This window comes from Embleya sp. NBC_00896, from assembly GCF_045207785.1.
Classification (GTDB): domain Bacteria; phylum Actinomycetota; class Actinomycetes; order Streptomycetales; family Streptomycetaceae; genus Embleya.
The window spans coordinates 2,898,799-2,921,717 of record NZ_CP108777.1 but is presented as its reverse complement, the minus strand read 5'-3'; the positions used below and the strand labels follow the sequence as shown (position 1 = coordinate 2,921,717).

The window sequence follows — 22,919 nt, the reverse complement described above, 5'->3', positions numbered from 1 at the left end:
ACTGATCGTTTTCGGTCTGTTGTGTAGATCCTCGGTGTGGTTGTCGGCGGCAGCTCACGATCGCGGGCATGTGCGTGTGTGTCTGCAAGCCGCCCTACGACTCGTCGTTGACGGATCGGCAATGGGCTTTGATCGAGCAGTTGTTGCCGGTGCGGGACCCGACGCGGGGCGGTCGGCCGTTGAAGTTCCCGCGTCGGCTGGTCGTCGACAGCATCCTGTACGTCCTGGTGTCGGTGAGCATGCCCAGGAGTTGGGCATCGGAGAAGCGTCCCAGCCTGTGAGGGTCGGCGTTGGCGTCGACCAGCACCCGGGTCAGGTTCTGGAGGATGTGTGTCTTGCCCACGCCGTTGCGTCCGATCAGGACGTGGACGTTCGTCGGTGGATCGACACCGGGGGTGACGTTGAACGCCAGGCAGACGTCCTCGGCGTCCGGGCGAGGACCCGGCAGGGTGTAGGTCAGGCCGAACCGGCTGAGGCTGGCACCGCCGCCGGCCAGCCGTCGGTACTGGCCCTCCACTGTGGCGCGAGGGACCGAGCGCAGCAGTGACATCGCGGTGACGGGTTCCGTCAGGGCGCGTTCGAACAGTCGCGCGTCAAGAGCGACGTCCCGAAGCCCGTTTAGAATCTCGTCTCTGACCGTCTCTCCGAGATCGTCCAGACGCTCGTAGTAGCTGTCGTCCTGGCCCAGGGAGAAATAGCTCTCGTCCAGACGGTAGAACGACGGAAGGAGTTCGGGACGACGCCGCGCCGGAGGCTCGGCGGCGACCGGCGCCGATGGGCGGCCGGGGCCGTGGCCGTCCCCCATGCCGAAGTGGGCGATCTTGACCAGGCCGATTTCGTGGTCGCCGCCGTTGAGATCGCAGTAGGTGAGAAAGAACTGCGTCTCGTAGCGGAGCCAGTCGTCCCAGTCGTCGCTGGACAATCTGGCTTCGCCGCGCTGCGGCGGCGTGTTCGCACCCGTCACCAGGGTGAACCTCATGGGCTGCTCCGGTTCTTCCTCGGACGGATGCGCCCAGGATGTCGCATCGTGGATGCCTGGGAGACCGATATCGCTACCTCGACGTGCTCAGGAAGGCAGGTGCTCTCATCGAAAACCTCCCACAACCCGACAGCCACGAGTTCTGGGCCCGGCAGCTTTCGCGGAGCGTCTGGGCGGCGTGCCGAACGGCGTGGGCGGCGAACGTTGCGGTCATGATGAACAGTTGCGATCCGGCGTCCTTCACGTGCTCCCGCAGGACGGTGCGAGCCGTCGGTGGGGATCACGCCAGAGCAGAGTCGAAGTCGCCAACAACGCGCCGCCCGAGTGTCACCGGTTCCGTGGGACGACTCGAGACGGCGACTCGTAACCAAGATGTGAGACGGGTCTGCGGTGGTGGGTCGTGGGTGGCTTACATGCTTGTGGCATGGACCTCGATGAGTTCGCACAGGTGCGAGCGGCAGCGATCCGATTCCGGGCCGCGATGGTGTGTGCGCGAGGCGCAGGCCTGTTCGCCGACGACTGTCTGGGTTTGAAGACGTTTCCGCATGGAGCGTGCGGAAACGCATGCGAGTTGTTGGGCGAGTATCTGACGTCGCTGGGGTTGGGCGAATGGGAGATCGTCACCGGGCAGCGGCACCCGCAGACTCACGCCTGGCTGGAGCGCGATGAGGTGATCGTGGACATCACCGCCGACCAGTTTCCTGACTTTCCTCATGGCGGCGAGTGCGCTTGGAGGGCCACCGACGATCATTCGTGGCACGCGCACTCATTCGTGGAGGACCGTCGGGAACGGGCGTGTCTGCCCGAGCGTGGCGACCACTTTCGGGGCGCCTTGAGGGAGGTGTACCCCCAGGTGTGCGAACTGATCCGAGAGTGAACGGACATACGCGTCCACGGTGCGACCGGGACCGCGTCCGCAGAATCCCCCTCCGTTGCCGCCTCGCCCCCGACAATTGCGATGATCGCAACAGATCTCGTCGAGCGAAATCGATCGGGTTCCTCGGGCACGAGCATGGTTCTCACAATCGATCCAGCGTCTACCGGGCGCTCGCCGAACACGACAAGGCCGCGGCCTACCCCGAAGCTGTCGAACAGGCGCGCGCCGAGTTCGCCCACCGGGCCGGCGACGACATCCCTCCGCCCGTCCGGGCACACATCGCGTGCCCGGACGAGGTGCCGACACCCGACGAACCCGACCTTCGACAACGCCTGATCGCACTACGAGCCGAGCCGTCGACCACGGAGGACCGGCCGCTCCCTTGAGCGGCGGGCTCCGGGGACTGGTCACCGCCTCGGAGGACCAGGTGCGCCAGGCGCTCAAGGCGTACTGGACCGACCGCGTCGAACGCCCGGACTTCGCAGAGCCGTCCCAGATGGCAGACCCTCTCGAGAAATGCCGCACCACGGTGGCGGCTCGAGGCCTTGGGCCATGCCCTCTTCGAGGTGTCGGTCGGCCCGGGCCCGCGTGAGTTCGCGGCTCGCGTCGATGTGTTCTTCGGTATGTTCCGCTGCAGAGGGATCGACAATCGAAGGCGGGGGTAAATGCGCGTTCTCGGGGCGCGGTACGAGTTGCAGGCTCTGGTGGGCCGAGGCGGTATGGGCGAGGTCTGGCGGGGGGTCGACCGGGAACTCGGGCGTACGGTCGCGGTCAAGGTGCTGCCCGTCGAATTGACCCGGCAGGAAGAGTTCCGGACGCGGTTTCGCCGCGAGGCGCGCACCGTCGCGGCGCTGTCACACCGAGGCGTTGCGACGCTGTACGACGTCGGCGAGGACACGACCGACGATGGGGTCTCCCCATTCTTGGTCATGGAGTACATCGACGGCCGCACCCTGGCCGATGCCCTCCGCGACGGGTTGCCGGCAGTGTCCCGTGCGGTGGCGATCGCTCGAGACATCGCGGACACACTCGTGCACAGCCACGGGCACGGCCTCATCCATCGCGACATCAAGCCCTCCAATGTCATGCTGAGCGCTGCGGACGGCGTGAAGGTGCTCGACTTCGGCATTGCCAAGGCCCTCGCGGAGACCACGACCCGACTGACCGCGACCGGGGTGATGGTCGGCACACCCGCGTACCTGTCGCCGGAGCAGATCGACGGCGCTGCGGTGGACGGGCGCTCGGATCTGTACTCCTTGGGCTGTCTTTTGTACGAACTCCTGGCCGGGCGGCCTCCGTTCACCGGGGATTCGCCGTTCGCTGTGATGAACCAGCACCTGGTGAAGGACCCTTCGCCGCCGTCCGCGCTGCGGCCCCGGATCCCCGATCACGTCGATGCGGTCGTGCTACGCCTGCTGGCCAAGTCCCCGGCGCAGCGCTACGGCAGTGCGGCCGAACTCCGGGGCGCTTTGGAGGGCGTCGAGGCTCGGCTGCGTGCCGAAGCCGAGACGGGGAGCGTGGCGGACGCTCCCATTGCGCAGGCGCGGTCGGCACCGCCACCGCGGCCCGAAGGTGCGCCGAACATCCCGACACAGGCGTTGCCGGCGGGGGACGGCGCACCGAGGTACGTCTCGGCCGGGGCGGTCGGCGTCGCGCGGGCTACGGAACCGGCCGCTCCGGTCGGCGCGCACGGCATTCCGGCGCCGCCGCCTGTCCACGACGCCGCCGCGCACGCCGCCACGCGGCTGGTGGAACCGAACCACCGGTTCGCGGAACAGGGCAGTCCGTGGGCGGTTCGTTTCCGCGTCTCGGCCGATGGCCTCGTCGCGTCTGCGGGGATCGCGATGATCCCGCTGACGTTCTTGAGTGTGGGCCCCGACGACTTCTGTGGCCTGAACGTCGTCGCGTTCATCGCCGCTGTGTCGGCTGTTCTCGCGTTGGTGTGGTCGGCGCGGGTGTCCGCGCTGATCGCATGGATGCCTCCGGCGGTGCTCACCGGGGCGCTGTTCTCCTACACCGACGACGCGTCCAGGTACTCGGATGGCTTCGCGTACGGCGCGTACGGCGAACGTGTCGGCTGGTCGGTGGACGACCTGGGCACCCGCTACACCGCCGCCGTCGTGCCTGTTGTGATCCTCGTGTTGTTCGCCCTCTTCGCGTTCTTCCGCAGCCGCTCCGCTCCTGCGGCGTACATCGCGATCTTCTGGGTGGGCGGCATGATTCTCGCGTTCTCGAGCATGACGCCGCCACCTCGCACCATCGTCCAGGTGAGCGAGATCGGCCTCGGCTTCCTCGTGGTCGCCGCGCTCGTCCAGGAGTTCGTGAGTCGACGTCCGAGTCGCCCCGGGGAGTGACGGTCACGGGCGGCTACGCCGGACGGTAGGTCGTGCGTCGCCACTCCCGGTGCCTCGTGGGGTCCACCGAGGCCCCGGTTCAGGCCCCATCGGCGTCGACCAGGGTCGGCAAAGGGTGAACGCCGGGCTTCCAGGAGCCGTCAACGGCCCTCATCGTCGATCGGATGGTCCGAGCAAGACGACCTGGCGGTGCGTTCCCAGGGATTGCGGGGACGTGGTCCACCCACCACTGCGGGAAGGCGGTGTACTGCGCCGCGGTTCGCGAGGGCCGCGCCGAAGCGCCCACCCCGGCAGAATTCCCGACGCCCGCGCGAGCCGTCCTCACGCCTACCATTCCCGGCGACCGTCGCGTTCGCGCACGTCCTGCGTGAAATGCGGGCATGGGGTGTCGCTTGTCCAGGCTGCGGCTACTGGCAGAACGATGTTCAAAGGCGGACAGATCGGTCGCGTCGAGTATCCGCGCGAACGCTTCCACCACGAGCGGCCGCACGCGCTGCGGGGGAACCCTGCCGGTGAACCAGTGCGCGACCGTGGACGCGTCGTAGCGGAGCGGGTGTCCGGCTTCCGCCGCGACTTTCCGCACTTCGGCGGCGCAGGCGGCCCAGGTTCGGCCGGTGCGCGCGAGGATGTCGGCAAACGCGGTGCTGGTGACGGGACGGGTGCGCTGCGTCCCCTGCGGAAACGCCTGGCTCGAAGTCGTCCAGCCCACCCGAACCCGCCCGTTGACGGCCCTGATGATCCGACCGGGAGCACATGCCGTGACACCACGGACGTGAGGCCCGGCCCACTCGCCGGATGCCGCAATGGTCGTACTCGACACAGACGCCGTGATCGACGAGAACCTCGGCCACATACTCCAAGTGGACGCTGCCGTCGGGGTGATGCGCCGAACACGCGGGCCCGCGCTGTCGATCAATGCCGGTGCGGCGGCGGACGGCGTAGGGCACGGCCGGCCGAGCACCCGCCGGCTCAAGCCGTCGCCGGTCTCTCGGTCGCGTATCCCTGAGCACTGTCGGTCTTCGGCAGACCATCGTTCACTCTTGCGGGTGATGGTGTTCGGGGCTTCGACCGGCCGGTCTCGGATTCGTGGCCATGGGGCCGGGCAGGTGCCCACCGTTCGTGTGCCAAGGCTCGATAGTTGTCACCGGTGGAGCCGTCTAGGCTGGCAGAAGGGCCGGGCCGAAGCAGCTTGGTTGTCGCCTGGGAGGCAGGTGGTTGTCACAGATGCTCAATCAGCCGCCTTCTTGTCACGTGACGCGCGACGGCCTCGCCGGGATACTGGGCGAGCAGACCATGGAATGTGGCCCCGCACGTGACGCCTTGATCGCCGGGGCAACGTTCGTCGTCTGGGACGGCCTGGTTCCTGCCGACCGGCTCGCACACACCTACCGGATACGGCTCCGGCACACCCGAAAGCGCGGCCGGCCGACACTGGCCCTGGCCGCCACCGTCGACCGCCTCCTGGAGGCAGAGGACGAACTCCTCCGCATCGGCCAGATCGTCGCGACAGATTCGTCATGGACGTTCATGCTCTTCCTCAACGCCACCGCCACCGCAGTGCTGGCCTGCACCGGCGTTGCCAGGACCGAGTCCCCGGCAGATCAAGGCTCCGAACGCGTAGTGACAACAAGCCTGCCTTGGTGACAACTGTCGTGCCTTGGCTCAGTTCGGTACCCCGAAGTTCAACAAATCAGTTGTAGGTTCTCAAACGATCTCGCGGACGCCGATCCTCTGACCTGCTGTTCTCAACGGAGTTCATGCTGCCTCAGTCCGCGGAAGTCTCACGTTGTAGAACGGCCCCCTACAGTCACAGGATCGACCGGACGGCTACCAGCAGCACAGCACGCCACATCGCCGCTGCCGGTCGGGGCTCCGGTCAGTGCCGGCCGCCGGTCCGGAAGATTCCGTCACTGGCGAGCCAGACCAGGCCGGGGGTGCCCATCTCGTCGAACCACGCCGGGGGCCGCGCGGAGGTGAAGGCCGCGGCCATCGCCTCGAACCAGGCCGTGAACGACGGGAAGTCGGGCACGGCGTCGGCCTCCTCTTCCCACGCGCCGTCCGCCAGGTACTGAGAATTTCGGTTGGGGGTGACTACGGCGGGGCCAGGATCAGTCCCGTCTCGGCGATGAAGCCGTCGAGGAGGGTGGGTCGGTATTGCATCCTCTTCAGTCGGGTGCGGGCCAGGGCGGCGAGTTCGACGGTCGTGCACGCGGCCAGGTTTCCAAGGCTGTGCTTCAGGTGGGCCCACACGCCCTCGGCCGGGTTGAGGTCGGGCGCGTAGGTGGGAAACCGGAACACGGTCAGCCAGGCCCGCGCGTCGATCAACTCCCGCATCGCGGCGTCGATGTGATGGGTGTAGTTGTCCCATACCAACACGATCGGGCCGCCGAGCTGTTGATGTGCGGAGTCCAACAACTCGGCGAAGTCCTTCTCGCGGAAGCCCTTGGGATCGCCCTTGCGACCGCGGTGCACCCGGATCCGGAACAAGAGCCGGGTGCGCCGGCCGGGCGCGCAACAGACCAGGCCGGCGAGCGAGATGCGTCCGGAGCCCTTGCCGCTGACGGGGACGACGGGCGGGTGGCCCCGCCGGGACCAGGCGCGCGCCTTCGGTGGACGCAGCGTCTGTCCCGCCTCGTCCGCGAAGCACAACCACGCGCCTTGGTCCCTCACCGTCTTTCCACGCGCGGCCACGTCTCTTTCACCCAGGTGGCCACCGCCGCCTCGTCGCGCTCGACGGCGCGGTGCACCGGGGCCTGCGGCGTCCAACCCATCTGCCGCAGGATCCGCCAGGTCTGCGGAACACTGAAGCGCACGTGGAAGCGACGGGCGATCACCGTGGCCACCCGGGCGACGGTCCAAAACCGGTCCTCGACCCAGCCGTGCGCAGCCGGGCCCCGTTCCAACTCCGCGTACAGCTTCCTCGGCTTGTCGTTCCTGGCCGTGATCCCCTTCGGTGTGGCGGCGTTCGCCATCGTCCCGACCGCGGTGGACGAGTACACCCTGGAGCAACGAGGCCACCGGTCTGTGTGCAAAGCCCAGGATTATGACGCGCGCACCCGAACCGCCACGACCACGGACGCCGACGGCCACAGCAGCACCCGCACCTGGACCGAATACGTCTACCGCCTGGAGTGCCCGGGCGATGGGCCCCGCGCGATGACGACCACGAAACGCGTTGCGAGGAAGGGAGAGTCGTTGGAGGTGGCCTGGGACCCGAACGACTGGGTTGCCGCCCGCCCGGCGCCCGCCACGAGCAGCGCCGACGACATGTCCTGGGCCCTGATACTGACCGGCGGCGCGATTTTCCTGCGTCTGTCCTCCGCCACCGGGCGCACCCTGAAAGAGCGACGCGACTACACCCCCGCCGCAGCGGGCGGGGAGGGCGCGCAACGCTAACGCCGGGACCTCGGCGCTCGTCCGTGCGCCGAACACTCTCTCGGCCCGCACCACCTCGCGCAACGGATGCATCCCCTCGACCTCAACGCCCACCCCCTTGATCGGACCGGGCACGCCGATGCGATCCCGGGCGTGAGCTGCGGCAAAGCAGTGGCGGGGCCTGTAGGGGCACCGGGCGGGGCGAACACGTCCGCCGCTACTTCAAGCCCTCCCCCGAGGCGATCTCGGAGCTGACCAGCCTCCTCGCACCCGGTAACGCGCGCCGCTGAGCCATCTGTTTGGGCCGCACCAGTGAACCGGGTCCGCTGGGCGCGCCGTCCGTGGCACGGGGCCGGGCGCGGAGGTGGGAGTCACGGAGTCCATCGTCACTGTCGTGCGGAGGCTTCCAGTGGCGGCCCTGTGTTTCTCGGCATGGTTGGTCCGGTGGCCGGTCCGCCGTCGTCCCGGCGTTGAGTCACTCATCCTTCCAGGGAAGACCCCACAGGGCAGGGCGCATTCCCCCGCTTCCCGACCGGATACGGCGCGCGGCCTCAGGGCCGTATGCGGAGCGACAGCGAAGACTCGAGTCTTTGGGGCTGCATGGCGCACGATGGGCGACACCCCCGCCTTCGGACACGCTCGGCCTCCTCGGGCGTCAGCGGATCGTCGGGGCGACCGATGCGGGCAGGCTTGGGCCTGATCGGCGGCAGGCCGTCGTCCACGGCGGCGCCCTCAACTTCGGCGAGCGCCCGGTACAACGAGGCGACGGATGATCGAGCATCTGGGCCGCGCGGCGGGCCGAGATGATCCCGATGAGCGCGATCCGCGACCCCGCACTTCTCGCCGACTTCGTCAAACTGCGGGTCATCGACCCCGAACGCCGGGACTGGCGCCGCGGCTACGTCGCCGCCCGGCGATGGCACACCACCCACGGCGACCTGGGGATTCCGCTGGAGGCCATCGACTACGACGCAGAGACCGGGACCAGCCATCCCGTGGGGGCGTGGATCAGTGAGCAGCGGCGGGCGTGGTCGGTGGGGGCGATCAGTGCGCGGTGGATCGAGTTGCTCGAGGCGTTGGGGATGGTGTGGAGCCCCGACGACACCGCGTTCGAGGACGGACTGGCCATGTGCCGGGCGTACTTCGCCGTCCACGGACACCTCGCCGCACCCAAGAACGCCGCCGTCAACAACTACCCCGTCGGACAATTCCTCGCCAACTGGCGCCGACCACTGGAATGCCGCAAGAACCCCGCACGCTGGGCACAGCGGTGGGAACGCCTGGCCGCGATCGACCCCGACTGGAACTCCACCGGACGCCAGGACCCCGTCCTGCGGTGGCCCCTGGACTGGCAACGCATACTCACCGCGGTACGACTGCACATCGAGAGCGGCGGAACGCTCGACGAGCTCGTATCCGGACACACCATCGGCGGCGAGGACGTCGGCGCCTGGCTTCAGCGGCAACGGCGCAGCGCAGCAGGGTTGTCGGAGGCGCAGCGGGAGGCCTTGGCCGGGGTGGGTGTCGAGGTGGCCGAGGTCGCGACGCAGCGTGCACTGCCGGTGGACCGGTGAGCGCTTACCCTCGCTGCCGCGGCCGCGTTCCGCGAGCGGGAAGGGCACCTGGTCGTGCCGCGCAAACGCGTCGAGACCGTCGAGGCGGGCGGTGAGGCGCACGGGGTGAAGTTGGGTGTCGCACTCGCTAATGCACGCCAACGACAGACGACATGGGCAGCGGAGCGGGTTCAAGCGCTGACTCGGCTCGGAATGCGGTGGGCATAGTGCCGATCACGACCCGGGACCCGGGCGTCGGCCTCGGGCGTGAGGCCTTGGTCGGTTGTGGTCCGCCCGGGGAGGAAGGCGGCAATCGTGCTTTCGGCGTCTGGTTCTGCCGCTACGGTGGTTTCAGGGTGCGGTTGTTTGGTGCCGGGGCGGGGTCCGGCGGCCCTTGGAGCAGGGGTTCGAGGCGGCGATGCATCGTGCGGTGTTCCTCGTCGGGTCGGGCGGCGGCATCTTGGGTCATCACGGTCCGGGAGGTGACGCCTTCGTCGTTGGCCAATTCCCGAATCACCCATACCGCACTTGCTCCGGCTGGGCCCGCTGTTTCGCGGTCGGGCTGCCCCGGGATACCGCATGACACCGATATACACCCACAACCGGCCCCTAACCCGGAACCGAAACTTTCAGTAGCCTCGCCCCATGCGTGAGTCGAGAGCACCTCCCGACTGCCGTTCGACGACCGACCGCGCGTCGTCCGCTGCCGGGTCGACTACGTCGGACAACACGTCGAACCTGCGTGGTGCTCGGCACTGTTCCCCACACCGGCGCGTGCCGATCAGTCGCTCACCGCGTTCTGCGCCTTCCGGAGATGCGTGAACTCGCCCGGGTAGCTCCTGGGTCGGAGCGTCGCGAGCGACTCGGGTACGGCGACCTGGTCTGCGTGTCCCTCCGTCCGCCTCGCCCCTCGGGCGTGTTGTCATGCGATGGCCGCCGGGGTTCGAGCGCTGGAGGACCCTGTGTCGCCCCACGGCGTGGACATGGCTCTCGACGACTTCGCTCGCACGTTCGCGGCGACTCGGCAAAGGAGGTCCGATGCGGCGTGCTCGGTCAGGGTCCGAAGTGCAGGTAGGGGGCCCAGAGCGTCGGGTTGAACGGGGCCGTTCGACGGAGCTCTCGAAGGGCGTGGTGCACTGCGTGAGCGGCCCGATCCGGGCGTAGGGTGCCGTCGTCGATCAAGGTGTCGTAGATCAGGCCGGCGACCGGGGTCTCCTGGGCGTAGTCGTGATCGATCGCCTGCCACAATCCGGCGATGACATGGCGCACACCGGCTATCTGGAGCGCGGCGGCGAGGTGCGTACCCTCATCGAACTGCCGGGTGTCGCCGACGGCGGTATGGCACGCGGCGAGGAACACCGCTTCGGCGAAGGCGCGTTCCGCGACGATGTCCTGAAAGGTGAGGACTCCGTCGGCCAGGTGCAGGCCGCTGTCGAGAGGGTCGGCCTCCTGGCTTCCGTGGCCGGCGATGTGCAGCCAGGAATGCCGGGTGAGCGCGAGGAGTAGACGGTCGCGGGTGATTTCGCGCCCGTCCAAGCGCACCGGCTTTGGTCGCAGTCGTCGGGCCAGGACATCCGCGTCGCGGCTCGGACCCACCAGTCGCGGTAGGTCGGGCCGGTCGGGCAAGGCGGATATCGTGGCAACCAGCGGTCGGCCGGTGTCGGCGGCGACGGGTCGGTCGCGCGCCAGCCGAAGGTGGTTGAGCGTGACGGTGTAGGAGGACACCACCCGTTCCGAAACGGCCTCGTCCCCGCGCCCTGCGGCGTGCAGGGGAAGCATCGCGAGCGGACCGGTGGGGCACCACCACACCCTCGGCGGCGTCGTGTTGTCCCCGGCGACGGCGCGCGTCACCGGGTCGCCCACAGTGTCCCAGAGCCAGGCCAGCACGTCGAGCATGTCCTGCTCCGCCCGATACTTGCCCAGGATGTCGCCCTCGGCCAGCATGCGGGTGAACGTGTTGGTCGCGTCGCGGTAGCGGCGGGCATGGTCCAGCACGTCGCGCATGTCGAGGGAGGTCAACTCCAGGATGCGGATCCGCCGGGGGTCGATGAGGATCGCGTCGCAGCGCAGGTGGCTGACGTTGACGATGACGGCCGTGCCTCCCCGCGTCGCTTCCCTCAGCGCGTCCGGGTCGGCCGGCCCGACGAATGCCGCACGGCCCAACGCTCGAGCGGCCTGCTCGTACAGGGCGTCGAGCTCGGTACGAGTGTGATCCCGTTGCCGGGCCCGTTCGCCGGTCTGCTCCTCACGTTCTCGCCAGCGTGGCGTCTGTTGCGGTGGGCGGATGGTCAGGAGTTGGTTCAGCGTGGACCGAGCACGCTCGATCCGCCCGGCGAGTCGCGGTTCGAGCCTTCGTAGTTCGGCGAGATCCGCGTGATCGCGCACCATGTGTCCCCAAGCGACGAACCGCCCGCGCTCGAGCATCTCCACGGCGAGTTCGCCGTCGCCGGTCGCCAACGCGGAGGCGGCGGCGTCGGTTCCCAGCATGCTCAGTTCCATGGCGCGGCGCTTGCGATCGGCGTCGGACAGTTGCCACCCCACACTGCTGTCGATGAGGTCCACGGCGGTACGGAAGGCCGCCAGGGTCGCCTCGGCCCTTGGGGCGCGGCCGGTCGCCAGGAGACGGGCGTGCAAGGTGGCTGCCTTGAGTCGATCGAGTGCGGGGAGAGACCGGTGTTCGAGCGGATCCGCCGTTAGGTCGAGCGCCGTTCGGTAGTCGGCGTCCCGCCTGTGCTGTTGCCACCGTGCGACCAGGAGTTCGGCCAGCAACAGCCCCGCGCGGGTGTGCTCGGCCGAACCCGGCGGGAGCAGCCGGCGGGCGGCGGTACGCCGAACGACGGCCCGGTCCACGTCGAGGTCACCCTCGGATCCCTCTCGGCGACGCGTCAGCAGGATGTCGGCCATGGCGAGGTTCGCGGCGGCGAGTACTCCCGGTGCCGCGCGGCCTTGTTCGAGCACGGGATCGAGCAAGTCCGCCGCTGTGTCGAGGACTTGCCGATCCCCGTCGAGAGCGAACCGTCGGAGCAAGGCGCCGGCCAGGGTCACGGCGGCGTCGGCCGTGCCCGATTCGGCGCGGGCTCGTGCGCACGCCAACGCCTGCTTCAGCGTCGCCGGGTCATCGGTCCGGTCGAAGAGATCCAGCAGCGACGCGGCCAGGTCTGCGCAACTGGGGTCGCCGGTGTGGGTGTGGTGGATCGTACGGTGATGTACCTCGCGGTGGAGGGCGACGGCCTCGTGCAGATCGTCAAGGTCACCGACGTGTGCGTATCTGCCGCGCAGGGCGTCGCCGAGGACGGACGCCGCACGGGGTCGAGCGACGCGGCGTAGTGCGTTGATGGCCCGGTCGAGGTCGGCGAGATCGCCGGTGACGTGATAGCGGTCGAGGAGCAGCTTGCCCGGGACCGGGGTCCGGCCGTCGGGATCCGCCGCTCGGGCCAGGTCGATCGCCTCGTCCAGGTCGCCGGCGGCTCCGTACCAGCGATGGCGGGTGGCGAGTTGGTCCGAGCGTGTGCTCAGGCACGTGGCTTCGAGGGGGGTGTCGACGGGGACGAGCGTGAGGGCTTCGGCGATGATGTCCACAGCAGCGTCAAGGAGGGCGCGTTCGCCCTTGATCGCGTGTTTGGCCTGATGAGCCACGCTGATACGGCGGAGGCAGTCGGCCCGGGTGACGTCGTCGACGGCCGCGTCCAGGACGGGGCGCAGCGCGGCGACACCTTCGTCGATCCCGTCCGGGTCCTGCCGCCATCCGCCGCGTAGCAGGAGACAGTCGACGAGCAACAGGGCACTTGCCGGTACGCCGTCCCGGGCCGCGCCGCGAGCACGGGCGACGGCGTCGTCGAGCAACGCGGGATCACCGGTGAGAGCGTGACGGTGCACCAGGACGCGTGCGAGGTGGAAGAGCAACGTGCGTCGGGCGCGGTCGTCGAGAGCCGTCTCGGTGAGCGACTCCTCGATGAACACGACGGCCTCGCCGGACAACCGGAACGCGTAGTCGCGTGAGGTGACCACCTCCGCGAGCAGACGCATCGTGTGGGCCACGGAAAGCCTCGCGTCGAGGTCCCTCGGATCGTGCGCGACGGCCGCCTTGAGCAGCGTGTACGCGGTCCACAGGTGGTTCTCGTCGCCGGTGTGCTGATGGGCTTCCAGGTATGCCGTGCCGGCGTGGGCGAGACGGGGCCGGCTTGCCGGGCGTTCCTCGGTCGGCAGGGACCGTGCGAGATCGAACGCGGATACCGCGTGCGCCAGGTCGCGCGGATCACCGAGGGCGTGATGGCGCTCCAAGTGGGCCCAACCGGCGAGGCTCAGCCCGTCGGCCCGCAGCGGCTCGGTGCGCGGATGACGCAGACAAGCGATCACGGCGGAAAGGTCGGCCGACGAGGTGCGGGCGTCGGCGCGTTCGGCGAAGGTTTCGGCCACCACGTCCAGCCACGCCGTCGGCAGCGGCGCGACCGTCGCTCCCTGTGCCGCGGCCAGGGCCCGGGCGGGCTCCGCGAGCTGTTGTGCCAGGGCGGCCACACGGCCTTCGTCGACATTCTCGGGCAGCCGGAGCCCGGCACGCAGCGCGGCGTTTTCGGCGGTGCCGGGGCCGCCCGCGGCCAGGACGCGGTGCAGGGCAGCGAGCACCTGGGTATCGCGCCTGTCCGTGCCCGAGTGGTCGTCCTGCGCGAGGCGTCGGTATGCCGCCAGGCTCGCCGTCAGGTCACCGGGTCGGCGGGTTTCGACGTATGCGCGCGCGTGTGCCTTCACCGCTGCCGCGTCGTCGTCACTCGTATCGATGCGCATGTCCCCGAAGCCCCCTCCCGTGATTCCCTCCGGTCGTATGATGCCGTTGTCGACACGTCAGGGGGGACTGTTCGTGGGCGAGCGGGATGTCTTCGCGGGTTTGTGCCGTCAGCTTCCACAGCTGCGAGACACGCTCGCAGGGGCGGCGCGAGACGAGTTCGATCGCAAGTTGCCCGAACTGCGGGCGGGGACGATCACCCTCCTGGACTTCTGCCGGGCGGTCGGCATTTCGACGGCCGGTGGGGTGCGCGACGGCGGACCTCGCTTCGGGCGGATCCCCGGGGTGGCGCAGACCCCGTTCGTGGCCGGGCAGTACGCGTGCCCCGGATCCCAGTGCGCGCGCATGGACCCGCGCGACGGCAACGGCGTCGCGCCGTGGTGCAACTTGTTCGACGCGGCGCTGAGGCGTCTTCCGGACGCGAGCGCTCCGTGAGCGGCCTGCTGACCGAGTTGGGCAAGCGGTTGGCCGATCGCTGGCTGACGGAACTGCTCATCCCCGGTGCGCTGTTTTGTCTGCTGCTGTGGACCGCGACGACGTTGCGCCATGGCGCGGCGTTGGATTGGCGCCGGTGGGACACGGCCGCCGAGAAGTCGATCTCCTCGCTGAGCGGGGCCGAGGCGGCCGCCCGGGTCCTGGTACTGCTGGTCGCCGCCGGGTTGGTCGGGGTCGTGGGTCGCGCGCTCGCGGCGGTGCTGCGCGGTGTGTGGTTCGCGCCGTGGCTGCGCGTTCCCTTGGGTTGGATCGTGCGTGCACGGCGGGCATGGGCCGTGTGGCGCGGGGCCCCGGGGTATCCGGTGCGATACCTACCGGCGCGCCCCACCTGGATGGGCGACCGCATGCGGTTGCTCGACGAACGGTTGGACGTGCAGTACGGGCTGCGGATCGGGCCGTTGTGGTCTCGGCTGTGGGTCGTGTTGGAGGACGCGGAACGCACTCCGGTGACCACCGCGCAGGCCGACCTGGTTCGCGCGTCCGGCCAGGTGGTGTGGGGACTCGCCGCCATGTGTCTGGTGTGGGTGTGGTGGCCGGCCCTCCTGCTCGGCCTGTGCGTGTCGCTCCTCGGGATCCGGCGGGCACGGGCAGCCGTGGACAACTACGCCGAACTCGTCGAGGCACTGGTGGACACCTCCCAGCGGCGGATCGCGGACCTGTTCGGTTTCGCGCTGCGGGACGGGACCATCCACCGAGACGACGCTCGGCAGTACATCACCGATCGCCTGCGCAAGGGAGCCTGACGGTGCGACCATTCGACATCCCGTGCCGATTCGAGGACACCACGCTCGTCTGGACGTTCTACGTCGGCGAGCCCGCCGCGGACGCCCACCCCTTGGAACAGCAACTGGCGTGGCTGGAACGAGAGCGCGGAGGCGAACTCGCCGCCCCCGAAATGGCCAATGCCTTCGCCGAACTGCACCGCATCGCCCGCCAGGAGGGTGTGGGGCTGGAGGATTTGGCCGCGTTCGCCTGGAGAGAGGCGGGCGAGGAGATCCGGCGATTCGGTCACTGACCGTCCGTCGCCGTGAGCGACTCCAGCACGTCGATCAGCGGCGTCCTGCTCTGTGCCGCCCATGCGGCGGCCCCCCGGAGGGCCGTGGTCAAGGCATTCGTCTCCGTCCAGCCGTGGGTCTCGGCGAGTACTTCCGACTGGTGCGGTACCCCGGTCTCGAATGCTCCTTCGGGCAGGAGAAGCCGGAACCCGTCCGGGTAGGGCGTGACCACCTCGCCGACGATGTCCGGACCGGGCCGGTCGATGTTCAGCAGGTGCAGTGCGGTGGTTCGGCAGAGCATCGCGAGCGACCCGATCGGCAGCGGAGCGTGCGCATCCTCGAGGAGGACCGGGACATCCGCACCGGGGCGTCGGGCCGCGTCGAACAGGATCTCGGCAAGCCTTTGCGCACGATCGGGGTCGGCCAACAGGCCGTGGTCGCAGGCCGTTTGCAGGGTCCTGCCGGCCAGGGCACGGATCCGCCGGTCGTCATTGCGCACACCGTCGACGAGCGCGGCGACGGCCGCGTCGCCGAGGTGGTCGAGCCGGGCGACGGCTTCGATGAGGGTGTCGATCGCCGCGGGCGAGTCCTTGGCCATGGCGAGCAGGGCACCCATGTCCTCACCGATCGCGGTCAGGGCACGGATGGCCCCGGGGTGGGCCGAGTCCCCGGCGGCATCGGTCGGCAGGCTTCGCAGTGCGCGGACGCAGGCGGGTGCGCGCCCGGCCGCCGACCGCACGAGTTCGGGCGCGAGCAGGGCGATCTCTCCAAGGGCGAGCACCGCCACGATGCCGGTGCCGGTGGTCGAGACGAAGGCGGCCCTGCCCCGACCGGTGTCCTCCACGACCGCCCGCATCAGCACGTCCAGCAGGCGCTCGCGGCTCGCCTGCGCCGTGATGAAGCGCGCGACCCACGCGGCCTCGTCGATCAGCGATACCTCCCGCGCGCCCGGCCGGTCCATGCGAAGGAACGTGGTCAGCCACGCCACCGGATCGGAGAGTGGTCCCATGGCCCGTACCCCGCTGCGTTCCAGCTCGTACGCGGCCCGAACACCGTGCGCGTCCTCCCGTGCCGCCGACGTGGTGAGTGTCGTCACCACGATCGCTCGGTCGGCCGGTTCCAGGTCCGCCCGATCGAGGAGGTGCCCCAGCGCGCGCACGGCGTCGACGCCGGCTTCGACACACAGATCGCGCGCCACCGTTGGCGGGGCGCACAACCCGAACAACTCCAGCGCGATTGTGGCGGCATCGCCGAGATCGTTGCGCGCCAGATCCCGCAGGACCGGCACGAAGACCTGGAGATCGCTGCGGCCGGCACGCCCCGCCTGGCTCGCCGCCACCTCGACCAGCGCGCTCAGCAGGTATCTCCGCTCTGGGCCGTCCACGCGGCGCAGCAGCGTGTCCACACCACGCGCCGACAGCGGTGTCAGTCGACGAACCGACCGCAGCAACAGCGATCGCGAGCGGGTGTCCTCACTCAACTCGGTGAGCACGGCCGACAGCGCGTCCGGGGCGTCGTACACGATCGCGGAGAGCGCCGCGCGTAGGAACCGGCGCACGGGCCGATCGTGGTTCGCGGCGGCGAGGCGAGCCAGCCCGGCCACCACGGGGGCGCCCACCGTGCCCATTCGGAACGGGGAGGACACCTGGGAGAAAACGGCCCACACGCGAAATCGCACGTACTCGTCGTCGTGGATCACCAGGCGCGGCAGGCAGTCGACAGCGGCCTCGTCGAGGTCACCGGATTCGAGTGTCAACAGCGTCGCCAGGTCCGCGATGTCGGTCACCGCGAAACCCCGCCAGCCGGCCACCAGTGCGGAGCGCTGGCGTAGCCGCGCCAACGGCAGCAACCAGCGGACCGGTTCGATCCGTCCTGTGGCGAGCAGGCGCTCGACCACCTCGCACGCCGTGCCGTCCAGGTCCAGCGGTCGGGTCCGTCCGGTGCGCAGCAGCACGGCGAGAGCGGCTTCTTCCCGCGCCGGATCCGGTAACGCCGACCACGCGGCCGCTGTACTCGCCGGTTCCGGGACGCTCGGGCCCAGCGCGTCCAACGCGTCGCCGCACACCGCCAGCGCCGTCGTCAGGGCCCAGGGAAATCCCAACGGCGTGGAGGGTTCCCAGGGCCGCCGGTGACGACGTTCGTGGACCAGGAGTGGTTCGGCCGACCGTCCACGCGCCACCGCCCTGGCTTCGGCGCTGCCCAGCCCGGCCACCAGCGCGGCGTGCCGAGCGGCGCGCGAGGGTTCGATCGGGGTGGGGAGCGAACCGAGCAGCAGCGCCATCTCGTGATCGGGTACCTCCGCCGCAGTTCCCGCCCGGTCGTCCAACGGGTCGCCGGCGGTGAATCGGGCCAATCGTGCGCGGGCACGCGCGCGTTCCGTCGGGGAGACGATCCGCTCGGACAGGGCGGTCATCGCGACAAGTGTGCGTTCGTCCGCCCGGGCCACCCGTAGTTCCAGGGCCAACTCCAGAAGGCGCAACGCCTCATCGGGCTCCTCCACTTGCTCCGCAAGGCTCGACAGGTCGGCAGCGGACAGGCGCTGTCCGCACAGATGCGCCAGTCGGATCCGGGCCCTGCCCTGAGGATAGCTCTGCTTCGAGAAGCCTTCCGGAGCAGGCAACGAGGCCAGCATGACGACCGTGTCGGCGGTACTCGCCTCAAGCAGCGCGGGCATGGCGGCCGCAGCTGCCAGCACCCGCAGGCTGCGCTCGGCGCTGACCGGATCCACGGCCCGATCACGGAGCACCAGGCACGCCGCCTCCACCAGGAAACCCTGCCTCACCACCTGCCCCGCCAACCGGTCGATCATCCAGCAACGGACGAAAGCCAGTTCCGGATCCAGCCGCGCCAGCACGGTCAGGGACTCCGCAACGGGGTGACCCGCGGCAGGGGCGAGAGGATCCAGCGGCCAGCGCTCACCGCCGCCCGCAGCGGCCGTCACGGACATCTTCGACAACACGTCGGCCAGTCCCGCGCCCCGACCGTGGACCAAGGCCGCACCGACCGTGTCCAAGGCGACGGCAACGTTGTACGAGGGCGTGTCCGACGTCAGGAGGTAGGAGTTCTCCTGCTGTGTGTTGACCAACTCCAGCAACGACAGCGGCAGGCCGTCCTCGATGTGCTCGCCCCAGCCGCTGCGCCGTCGTTCCACCGTCGCCAGCGCGCGGACGACGGCGACGGAAATCGCCAGTTGCTCCGGAGCCGTCGGACGTCGGGTGCGGAACGCGTTGTACACCGCGCCGGGAGTCAGTGCCCCGACGGCATCCGACAACAGGATCCGGACACGTTCGAGCCGCCACAGGACCCGATTGCGTACCGGCTCGTCCGCGGTCGACGAGAGCAGTTCGTCGTCCTCCCACGGCAGGTCCGCAATCGCCAGCCGAGCGACCACGGCGTCCGCGCGCAGATCGGCGTCGACGCCGTCGTCGGCGGCCAGTCGCCGTAATCGATCGGCGGCATCGGTGGGCAAGGCATCATCGCGCAGCCACTCCAGGATCATGGGCGTGAGCGGAGAGTCCACGGTGATCGCGTCCAGGTCCAAGGCGTCGCCGACGTCGACCGGAAGGCGCGCCCAGCAGCCGTCCGCCAGAGCCGCCAGGCGATGTCGCTCCGACACGGCCATCCTCGCCGCCATCCGCACGCGCAGCGCCGCGATCCGGGCCCGACCGTCGGGCAGGTCCCCAACGCGAGCACCGCCGTACAGGCACAACACCAAACGCCCCCAACGCGGATCGGCCGCCACCTTGTCACCCAGGGTGGGATCGATCGCGAGAGCCGCGCGGAACGGGGTCGAGGCGGGATCGACCAAGGCGGTTCGGATGCCGGCGGCAGGGGCCGGTCGGCGCAGTACGTGGACGCCGGGTGGCAGATGCAAACGAGAGCCATCCTCACCCGGGATCACTGGGCCCGGCGGGCCGGTGGCCCTTCGTGCGCGGCGCATCGCCATCCGTTGCAGAGCGCGGACCACCGTCCAATGCGTGTGGGCCGAGTCCGCGAACTGCGCCCGGGCGAGGGCCGTGCCGATGGCCGGGGCGGTCAGGCCCAGCGCGTCCGCCATGGCAGCGGCGGCGGGAGCATAGACGTCCGATGCGGCGTCGGCCACGGCGGAGATCGCCGATTCCCGATGGTGTTCGACCGCCGCGGAAAGCATCCAGGCCGCGTACTCGGCGTCCTCGGCCACGGTTTCGGGCCGCTGCAGGGGCAACCGACTCGCCACCCATTGCACCGCGCCGCGTACAGCGGAGTCCACCTCGTGGGACGAGAGCGAGGCGGGGTCCGCTGTACGGACCACACGCAACAGCTCCGCCTCGACATCGCCCCCTCGCGAGGCCGGTACCACCGGGCTGTTGCGGAACTTCCCCCTACGTCGGAGGAACCGGCCGATGGCCGGACATCGGAACGCGTCCATGCTCGCGAACTATACGAGGCGGTCATCGACGTCGGGGGCCGAATGTCGCCTGCCGAGGCACTCTCCTGCCCCTCCGGACGCGGACCGCCCTCGACGCCTCCAGCGCGGGCGACAACCACCTCCACAACGCACACGTCGAGCGTTCAAAGGAACTCATCAGCCCATTCGTTCCCAGGCCGATGCCGTACGGACAGCGACCACAGCCGCCGACGTCGAAGCTCGCAAGAGCGACCTGGACTCAGCGCGCGAAGGAGACGAAGCGGAACTTGCCGCGACCAGCTGAAGTTCGCCGTGCGTGAGCCGACACATCGCCGGCAGATCTTCGCCGAAGGGGCCGGCCTGGTCGTAGGCAGCGATAGCATCGTCCAACGCGTGGTAGGCATCGCCGGCGGCGGAGTGGACGCGGGCCTTGCGGGCGTGCAGCATCGCCACCCTGGCCGAAACGACGTGTCGGACCGTTCAACGAGCTCACGAGTCGGGCGTACCGGGGGATGGACCGATCTCAATTCCGTTCGGGCTGCGTCACACCAGGGGACGGCGGCCAAAGAGATCGCCCGGCTGGTGGCTCCCGCGTTCGGCCGGGCCCAGCTGCTCCGTTCCTCGCCACCGTCGCCCTGCGGGACTCCGCTCGCAGGGCGACGGCGGTGTCGGGGCCCGGGCGCGAGCCCACGAGCCGAAAGGGCGGGACGTCCGCCTGTGTCACCCGATCGCACCGCCTGGTCCTGTGGCGTACGGGCACGGACACCATCTCCGGGCATCGTGGGCTTTCATGGGAATCCCGACCCCCAACGGCCGGCGATCCCGACCCACCAATGCGCCCCTCTGGCACGCGGGAGCCGCCACCCCGTCCACACCGGCTCATTGCGGCGACACTCACCCGGCGTCGCCACCACCCATCCACCGGCGGAACCTCGGTCAGCGGATGACGTCGAACACGTTCTTCTGCAGACCGTTGGCGTACGCCTCGTGTTCGACGAGCTTCAGTTTCTGGGTGTCCTTGTCGGTGGCGCTGAACAGGCGCTTGCCCGCGCCGAGCAGGAGCGGGAACACCAGCAGGTGGTAGCGGTCGATCAGGCCGGCGTCCGACAGTGCCTGGTTCAACGTGGCGCTGCCGTGCAGGATGATCGGGCCGCCGTCGGTCTCCTTGAGCGCGGCGACGTCGTCGAGCGAGCGCAGGATCGTGGTCTCGCCCCAGTTCGACACCGGGTCGCCCTCGGACAGGGTGGTGGAGACGACGTACTTCGGCATCACCTTGTAGTCGGCGAAGTCGGCCATGTCCGGCCACACCGCGCTGAACGCCTCGTAGCTGACCCGGCCCATCATCATCGCCGCGGCCTCCTGCTGCTCACGGCCCTTGATCTCGAACGCCTCCGGGAGGAACTCGATGTCCTTGAAGGTCCATCCGGAGTTGCGGTAGCCGGGCTCGCCGCCCGGGCCCTCCACGACGCCGTCGAGCGAGATGAACGCGGTGCTGATCAACGTACGCATTTCGGGTTCCTCGGTGTCTCGTTGCCGGTTCCCGGCGGGTTCGGTCGGTGCGCGCTCATGTCGCGGCCACCGGTCATGATCTTGGACTGTGGGTCGCGGGGAAACTCATCGGCCCCTGCCCAACCTCTTCGGGCGCCCCGTTCGGTGGGCGGGTCGGGACGCCGTGACGCCCGTCGACGAAGGGGGCGCGGGGCTTCGTACCGGGACTCCTCGTCCGCGTCCGGCTCCGGGTTCGCGCCGCCGTTTCCGCGGCAACCCGTCATTGCCCGCATCGCGCAGGCGTCGGCGGGAACGGGTGGGGGTCGGGTCAGCGCGTTGTGCGCAGCATGGGGAGCAGGGCCGCGCCCGCGGCCAGGTGGAGGACTCCCAGCACGATGCGGGTGTCGGTGGTGGCCTGTTCCAGGCCGATCGGCACGAAGGAAAGCAGGAGGACGGCGCCGGCGAGCGCGGCCCAGATCGTCTTCGCGGTCCGGGTGAAGCGTTCCAGAGCGGCCAGTGTGCCCCAGGCGAGCAGTCCCACCGCCAGGGTGAACACGGCGATCTCCGGGGCGACGAACCGGTGGGCCTCGGTCTTGCCGGGGTCGGTGATCTCGAAATCGGTCCCCAGGGCTGCCGCGACCGTGAACAGGACGGTGTTCGCCAGGACCGCGAGGCCGACGCAGACGGCGCGCGTGCGCCGGGCGGACGTGTGGACGGAACGAGCGAGGACTGTGGTCATGACGGGACTCCTGCCGTTCGATTCGGGCCATCAGCTATTGTGGACGTCGTCCACATAAGCGGGGCGTCGAATTCCGAGCACCCCGCTCTCGATGAACGGGATCCTGGCACATCAAAGTGGACGCTGTCCACATGAGGAGGGGGCATGGCCTCGACACCGCCCGCACCCAAGACCGGCACCACCCGCACGCGAAGCACCTACCGGCACGGCAACCTACGCCGAGCCCTGATCGCAGCCGGCCTGGAACTGGCCCGCGAGAGCGGCCCGGACGCGGTCGTCCTGCGCGAGGCGACCCGACGCGTCGGCGTGGTCCCCAACGCCGCCTACCGCCACTTCGCCGACCGGGACGCCCTCCTGGCCGCCGTCTCCCAGTCCGCCATGGCCCGCCTCGCGGCAACCATGGAGACCGAGATCACCACCGCCACCGCCGCCCTCGCCGGGGACGACCCCATCGCCGCCGCCCGCGCCCGCTTCCGGGCCGTCGGCCACGGCTACCTCACGTTCGCCCAAGCCGAACCCGGCCTCTTCCGCGCCGCGTTCACCACCCACGCCGACATGACACAAGCCGAGGACGAAACCGCCGCCGGCCCCGCCGGCCGAACCCCCTTCCAGATCCTCGGCGACGCCCTCGACGACCTCCTCGACGCCGGCCTCCTGACGGAAGACCGCCGCCCCGGCGCCGAGTTCCTCGCCTGGTCCGCCGTCCACGGACTCGCCGTCCTCCTCGTCGACGGCCCCCTCCGCGGACTCACCCCCACCCAGACCCGCACCTCCACCGACGACCTCCTCGACATGATCGAACACGGAATCGAACAACCCACCGACACGACCTGACACCGGACCCGCCGGCATCGGCCTCGGGGCCCGCCGGCCCCCGGGGCAGAACGTCCCGGTTCT

16 protein-coding genes and 3 pseudogenes are annotated in these 22,919 nt (G+C 69.8%); 12 read left to right on the top strand and 7 right to left on the bottom strand.

Going from position 1 to position 22,919, the window contains the following annotated elements; genetic code table 11:
- Positions 1-68: 68 nt before the first annotated feature.
- From OG928_RS46540 to OG928_RS46525, 4 genes and pseudogenes are all read left to right on the top strand, one after another.
- Positions 69-233 (top strand): annotated as a pseudogene (locus OG928_RS46540) (transposase); the annotation flags it as partial.
- A 1,170-nt stretch (positions 234-1,403) separates the two neighbouring features.
- A complete protein-coding gene (locus tag OG928_RS46535) occupies positions 1,404-1,856 on the top strand; it encodes a hypothetical protein (protein WP_331768068.1) in 453 nt (150 codons plus the stop codon).
- A 665-nt stretch (positions 1,857-2,521) separates the two neighbouring features.
- Positions 2,522-4,210 carry a protein kinase domain-containing protein gene (locus OG928_RS46530; protein WP_331768067.1) on the top strand — a complete coding sequence of 563 codons (1,689 nt, stop codon included), beginning with the start codon at positions 2,522-2,524 and terminating at the stop codon, positions 4,208-4,210.
- A 1,224-nt stretch (positions 4,211-5,434) separates the two neighbouring features.
- Entirely contained in the window at positions 5,435-5,854 is a 420-nt protein-coding gene (locus OG928_RS46525) for a hypothetical protein (RefSeq protein ID WP_331768066.1), read from the top strand.
- A 232-nt stretch (positions 5,855-6,086) separates the two neighbouring features.
- Here OG928_RS46525 and OG928_RS46520 read toward each other — a convergent pair whose 3' ends face one another.
- From OG928_RS46520 to OG928_RS46510, 3 genes are all read right to left on the bottom strand, one after another.
- On the bottom strand, positions 6,087-6,239 hold the full coding sequence (locus tag OG928_RS46520) for a hypothetical protein (RefSeq protein ID WP_331768065.1): 153 nt from the start codon (positions 6,237-6,239) through the stop codon (positions 6,087-6,089).
- Between the two features lie 62 nt (positions 6,240-6,301).
- Positions 6,302-6,880: a transposase gene (locus tag OG928_RS46515; RefSeq protein ID WP_331768064.1), complete on the bottom strand. Its 579-nt coding sequence runs from the start codon at positions 6,878-6,880 to the stop codon at positions 6,302-6,304.
- Positions 6,877-7,182 carry a winged helix-turn-helix domain-containing protein gene (locus OG928_RS46510; protein ID WP_331768063.1) on the bottom strand — a complete coding sequence of 102 codons (306 nt, stop codon included), beginning with the start codon at positions 7,180-7,182 and terminating at the stop codon, positions 6,877-6,879. Before OG928_RS46510 ends, OG928_RS46515 begins: the two co-directional genes overlap by 4 nt.
- On the opposite strand from OG928_RS46510, the gene OG928_RS46505 reads away from it, so the two are divergent.
- The 4 genes and pseudogenes from OG928_RS46505 to OG928_RS46490 form a co-directional block, all read left to right on the top strand.
- Complete coding sequence (locus OG928_RS46505; RefSeq protein ID WP_406292007.1) at positions 7,166-7,606, top strand: hypothetical protein; 441 nt, start codon at positions 7,166-7,168, stop codon at positions 7,604-7,606. The genes OG928_RS46510 and OG928_RS46505 overlap by 17 nt on opposite strands.
- Positions 7,607-7,788: 182 nt before the next feature.
- Positions 7,789-7,875, top strand: a pseudogene (locus tag OG928_RS46500) (site-specific integrase); the annotation flags it as partial.
- A gap of 522 nt (positions 7,876-8,397) precedes the next feature.
- Positions 8,398-9,159: a helicase associated domain-containing protein gene (locus OG928_RS46495; RefSeq protein ID WP_331768061.1), complete on the top strand. Its 762-nt coding sequence runs from the start codon at positions 8,398-8,400 to the stop codon at positions 9,157-9,159.
- Between the two features lie 21 nt (positions 9,160-9,180).
- Positions 9,181-9,366: pseudogene (locus OG928_RS46490) on the top strand (helicase associated domain-containing protein); the annotation flags it as partial.
- A gap of 825 nt (positions 9,367-10,191) precedes the next feature.
- On the opposite strand, the gene OG928_RS46485 reads toward OG928_RS46490, so the two are convergent.
- Positions 10,192-13,920, bottom strand: coding sequence for a CHAT domain-containing protein (locus OG928_RS46485; protein WP_331768060.1), 3,729 nt, complete (start codon positions 13,918-13,920; stop codon positions 10,192-10,194).
- Positions 13,921-13,966: 46 nt separating this feature from the next.
- Here OG928_RS46485 and OG928_RS46480 point away from each other — a divergent pair, with 46 nt between their 5' ends.
- From OG928_RS46480 to OG928_RS46470, 3 genes are read left to right on the top strand one after another with little or no spacing between them, the layout of a single operon-like run.
- Positions 13,967-14,353 carry a hypothetical protein gene (locus OG928_RS46480; RefSeq protein ID WP_331768059.1) on the top strand — a complete coding sequence of 129 codons (387 nt, stop codon included), beginning with the start codon at positions 13,967-13,969 and terminating at the stop codon, positions 14,351-14,353.
- Entirely contained in the window at positions 14,350-15,156 is an 807-nt protein-coding gene (locus OG928_RS46475) for a hypothetical protein (RefSeq protein ID WP_331768058.1), read from the top strand. The genes OG928_RS46480 and OG928_RS46475 overlap by 4 nt, the downstream gene beginning before the upstream one ends.
- Positions 15,157-15,158: 2 nt before the next feature.
- Positions 15,159-15,428 carry a DUF2610 domain-containing protein gene (locus tag OG928_RS46470; protein ID WP_331768057.1) on the top strand — a complete coding sequence of 90 codons (270 nt, stop codon included), beginning with the start codon at positions 15,159-15,161 and terminating at the stop codon, positions 15,426-15,428.
- Here OG928_RS46470 and OG928_RS46465 read toward each other — a convergent pair.
- The 3 genes from OG928_RS46465 to OG928_RS46455 form a co-directional block, all read right to left on the bottom strand.
- A complete protein-coding gene (locus OG928_RS46465) occupies positions 15,422-19,699 on the bottom strand; it encodes a hypothetical protein (RefSeq protein ID WP_406292006.1) in 4,278 nt (1,425 codons plus the stop codon). The two genes, OG928_RS46470 and OG928_RS46465, sit on opposite strands and share 7 nt — an antisense overlap.
- A gap of 1,032 nt (positions 19,700-20,731) precedes the next feature.
- Positions 20,732-21,304 carry a dihydrofolate reductase family protein gene (locus OG928_RS46460; RefSeq protein ID WP_331768055.1) on the bottom strand — a complete coding sequence of 191 codons (573 nt, stop codon included), beginning with the start codon at positions 21,302-21,304 and terminating at the stop codon, positions 20,732-20,734.
- Positions 21,305-21,611: 307 nt separating this feature from the next.
- A complete protein-coding gene (locus OG928_RS46455) occupies positions 21,612-22,022 on the bottom strand; it encodes a DUF6069 family protein (RefSeq protein ID WP_331768054.1) in 411 nt (136 codons plus the stop codon).
- A 144-nt stretch (positions 22,023-22,166) separates the two neighbouring features.
- On the opposite strand from OG928_RS46455, the gene OG928_RS46450 reads away from it, so the two are divergent.
- Complete coding sequence (locus tag OG928_RS46450; RefSeq protein WP_331768053.1) at positions 22,167-22,856, top strand: TetR/AcrR family transcriptional regulator; 690 nt, start codon at positions 22,167-22,169, stop codon at positions 22,854-22,856.
- Positions 22,857-22,919: the final 63 nt, after the last annotated feature.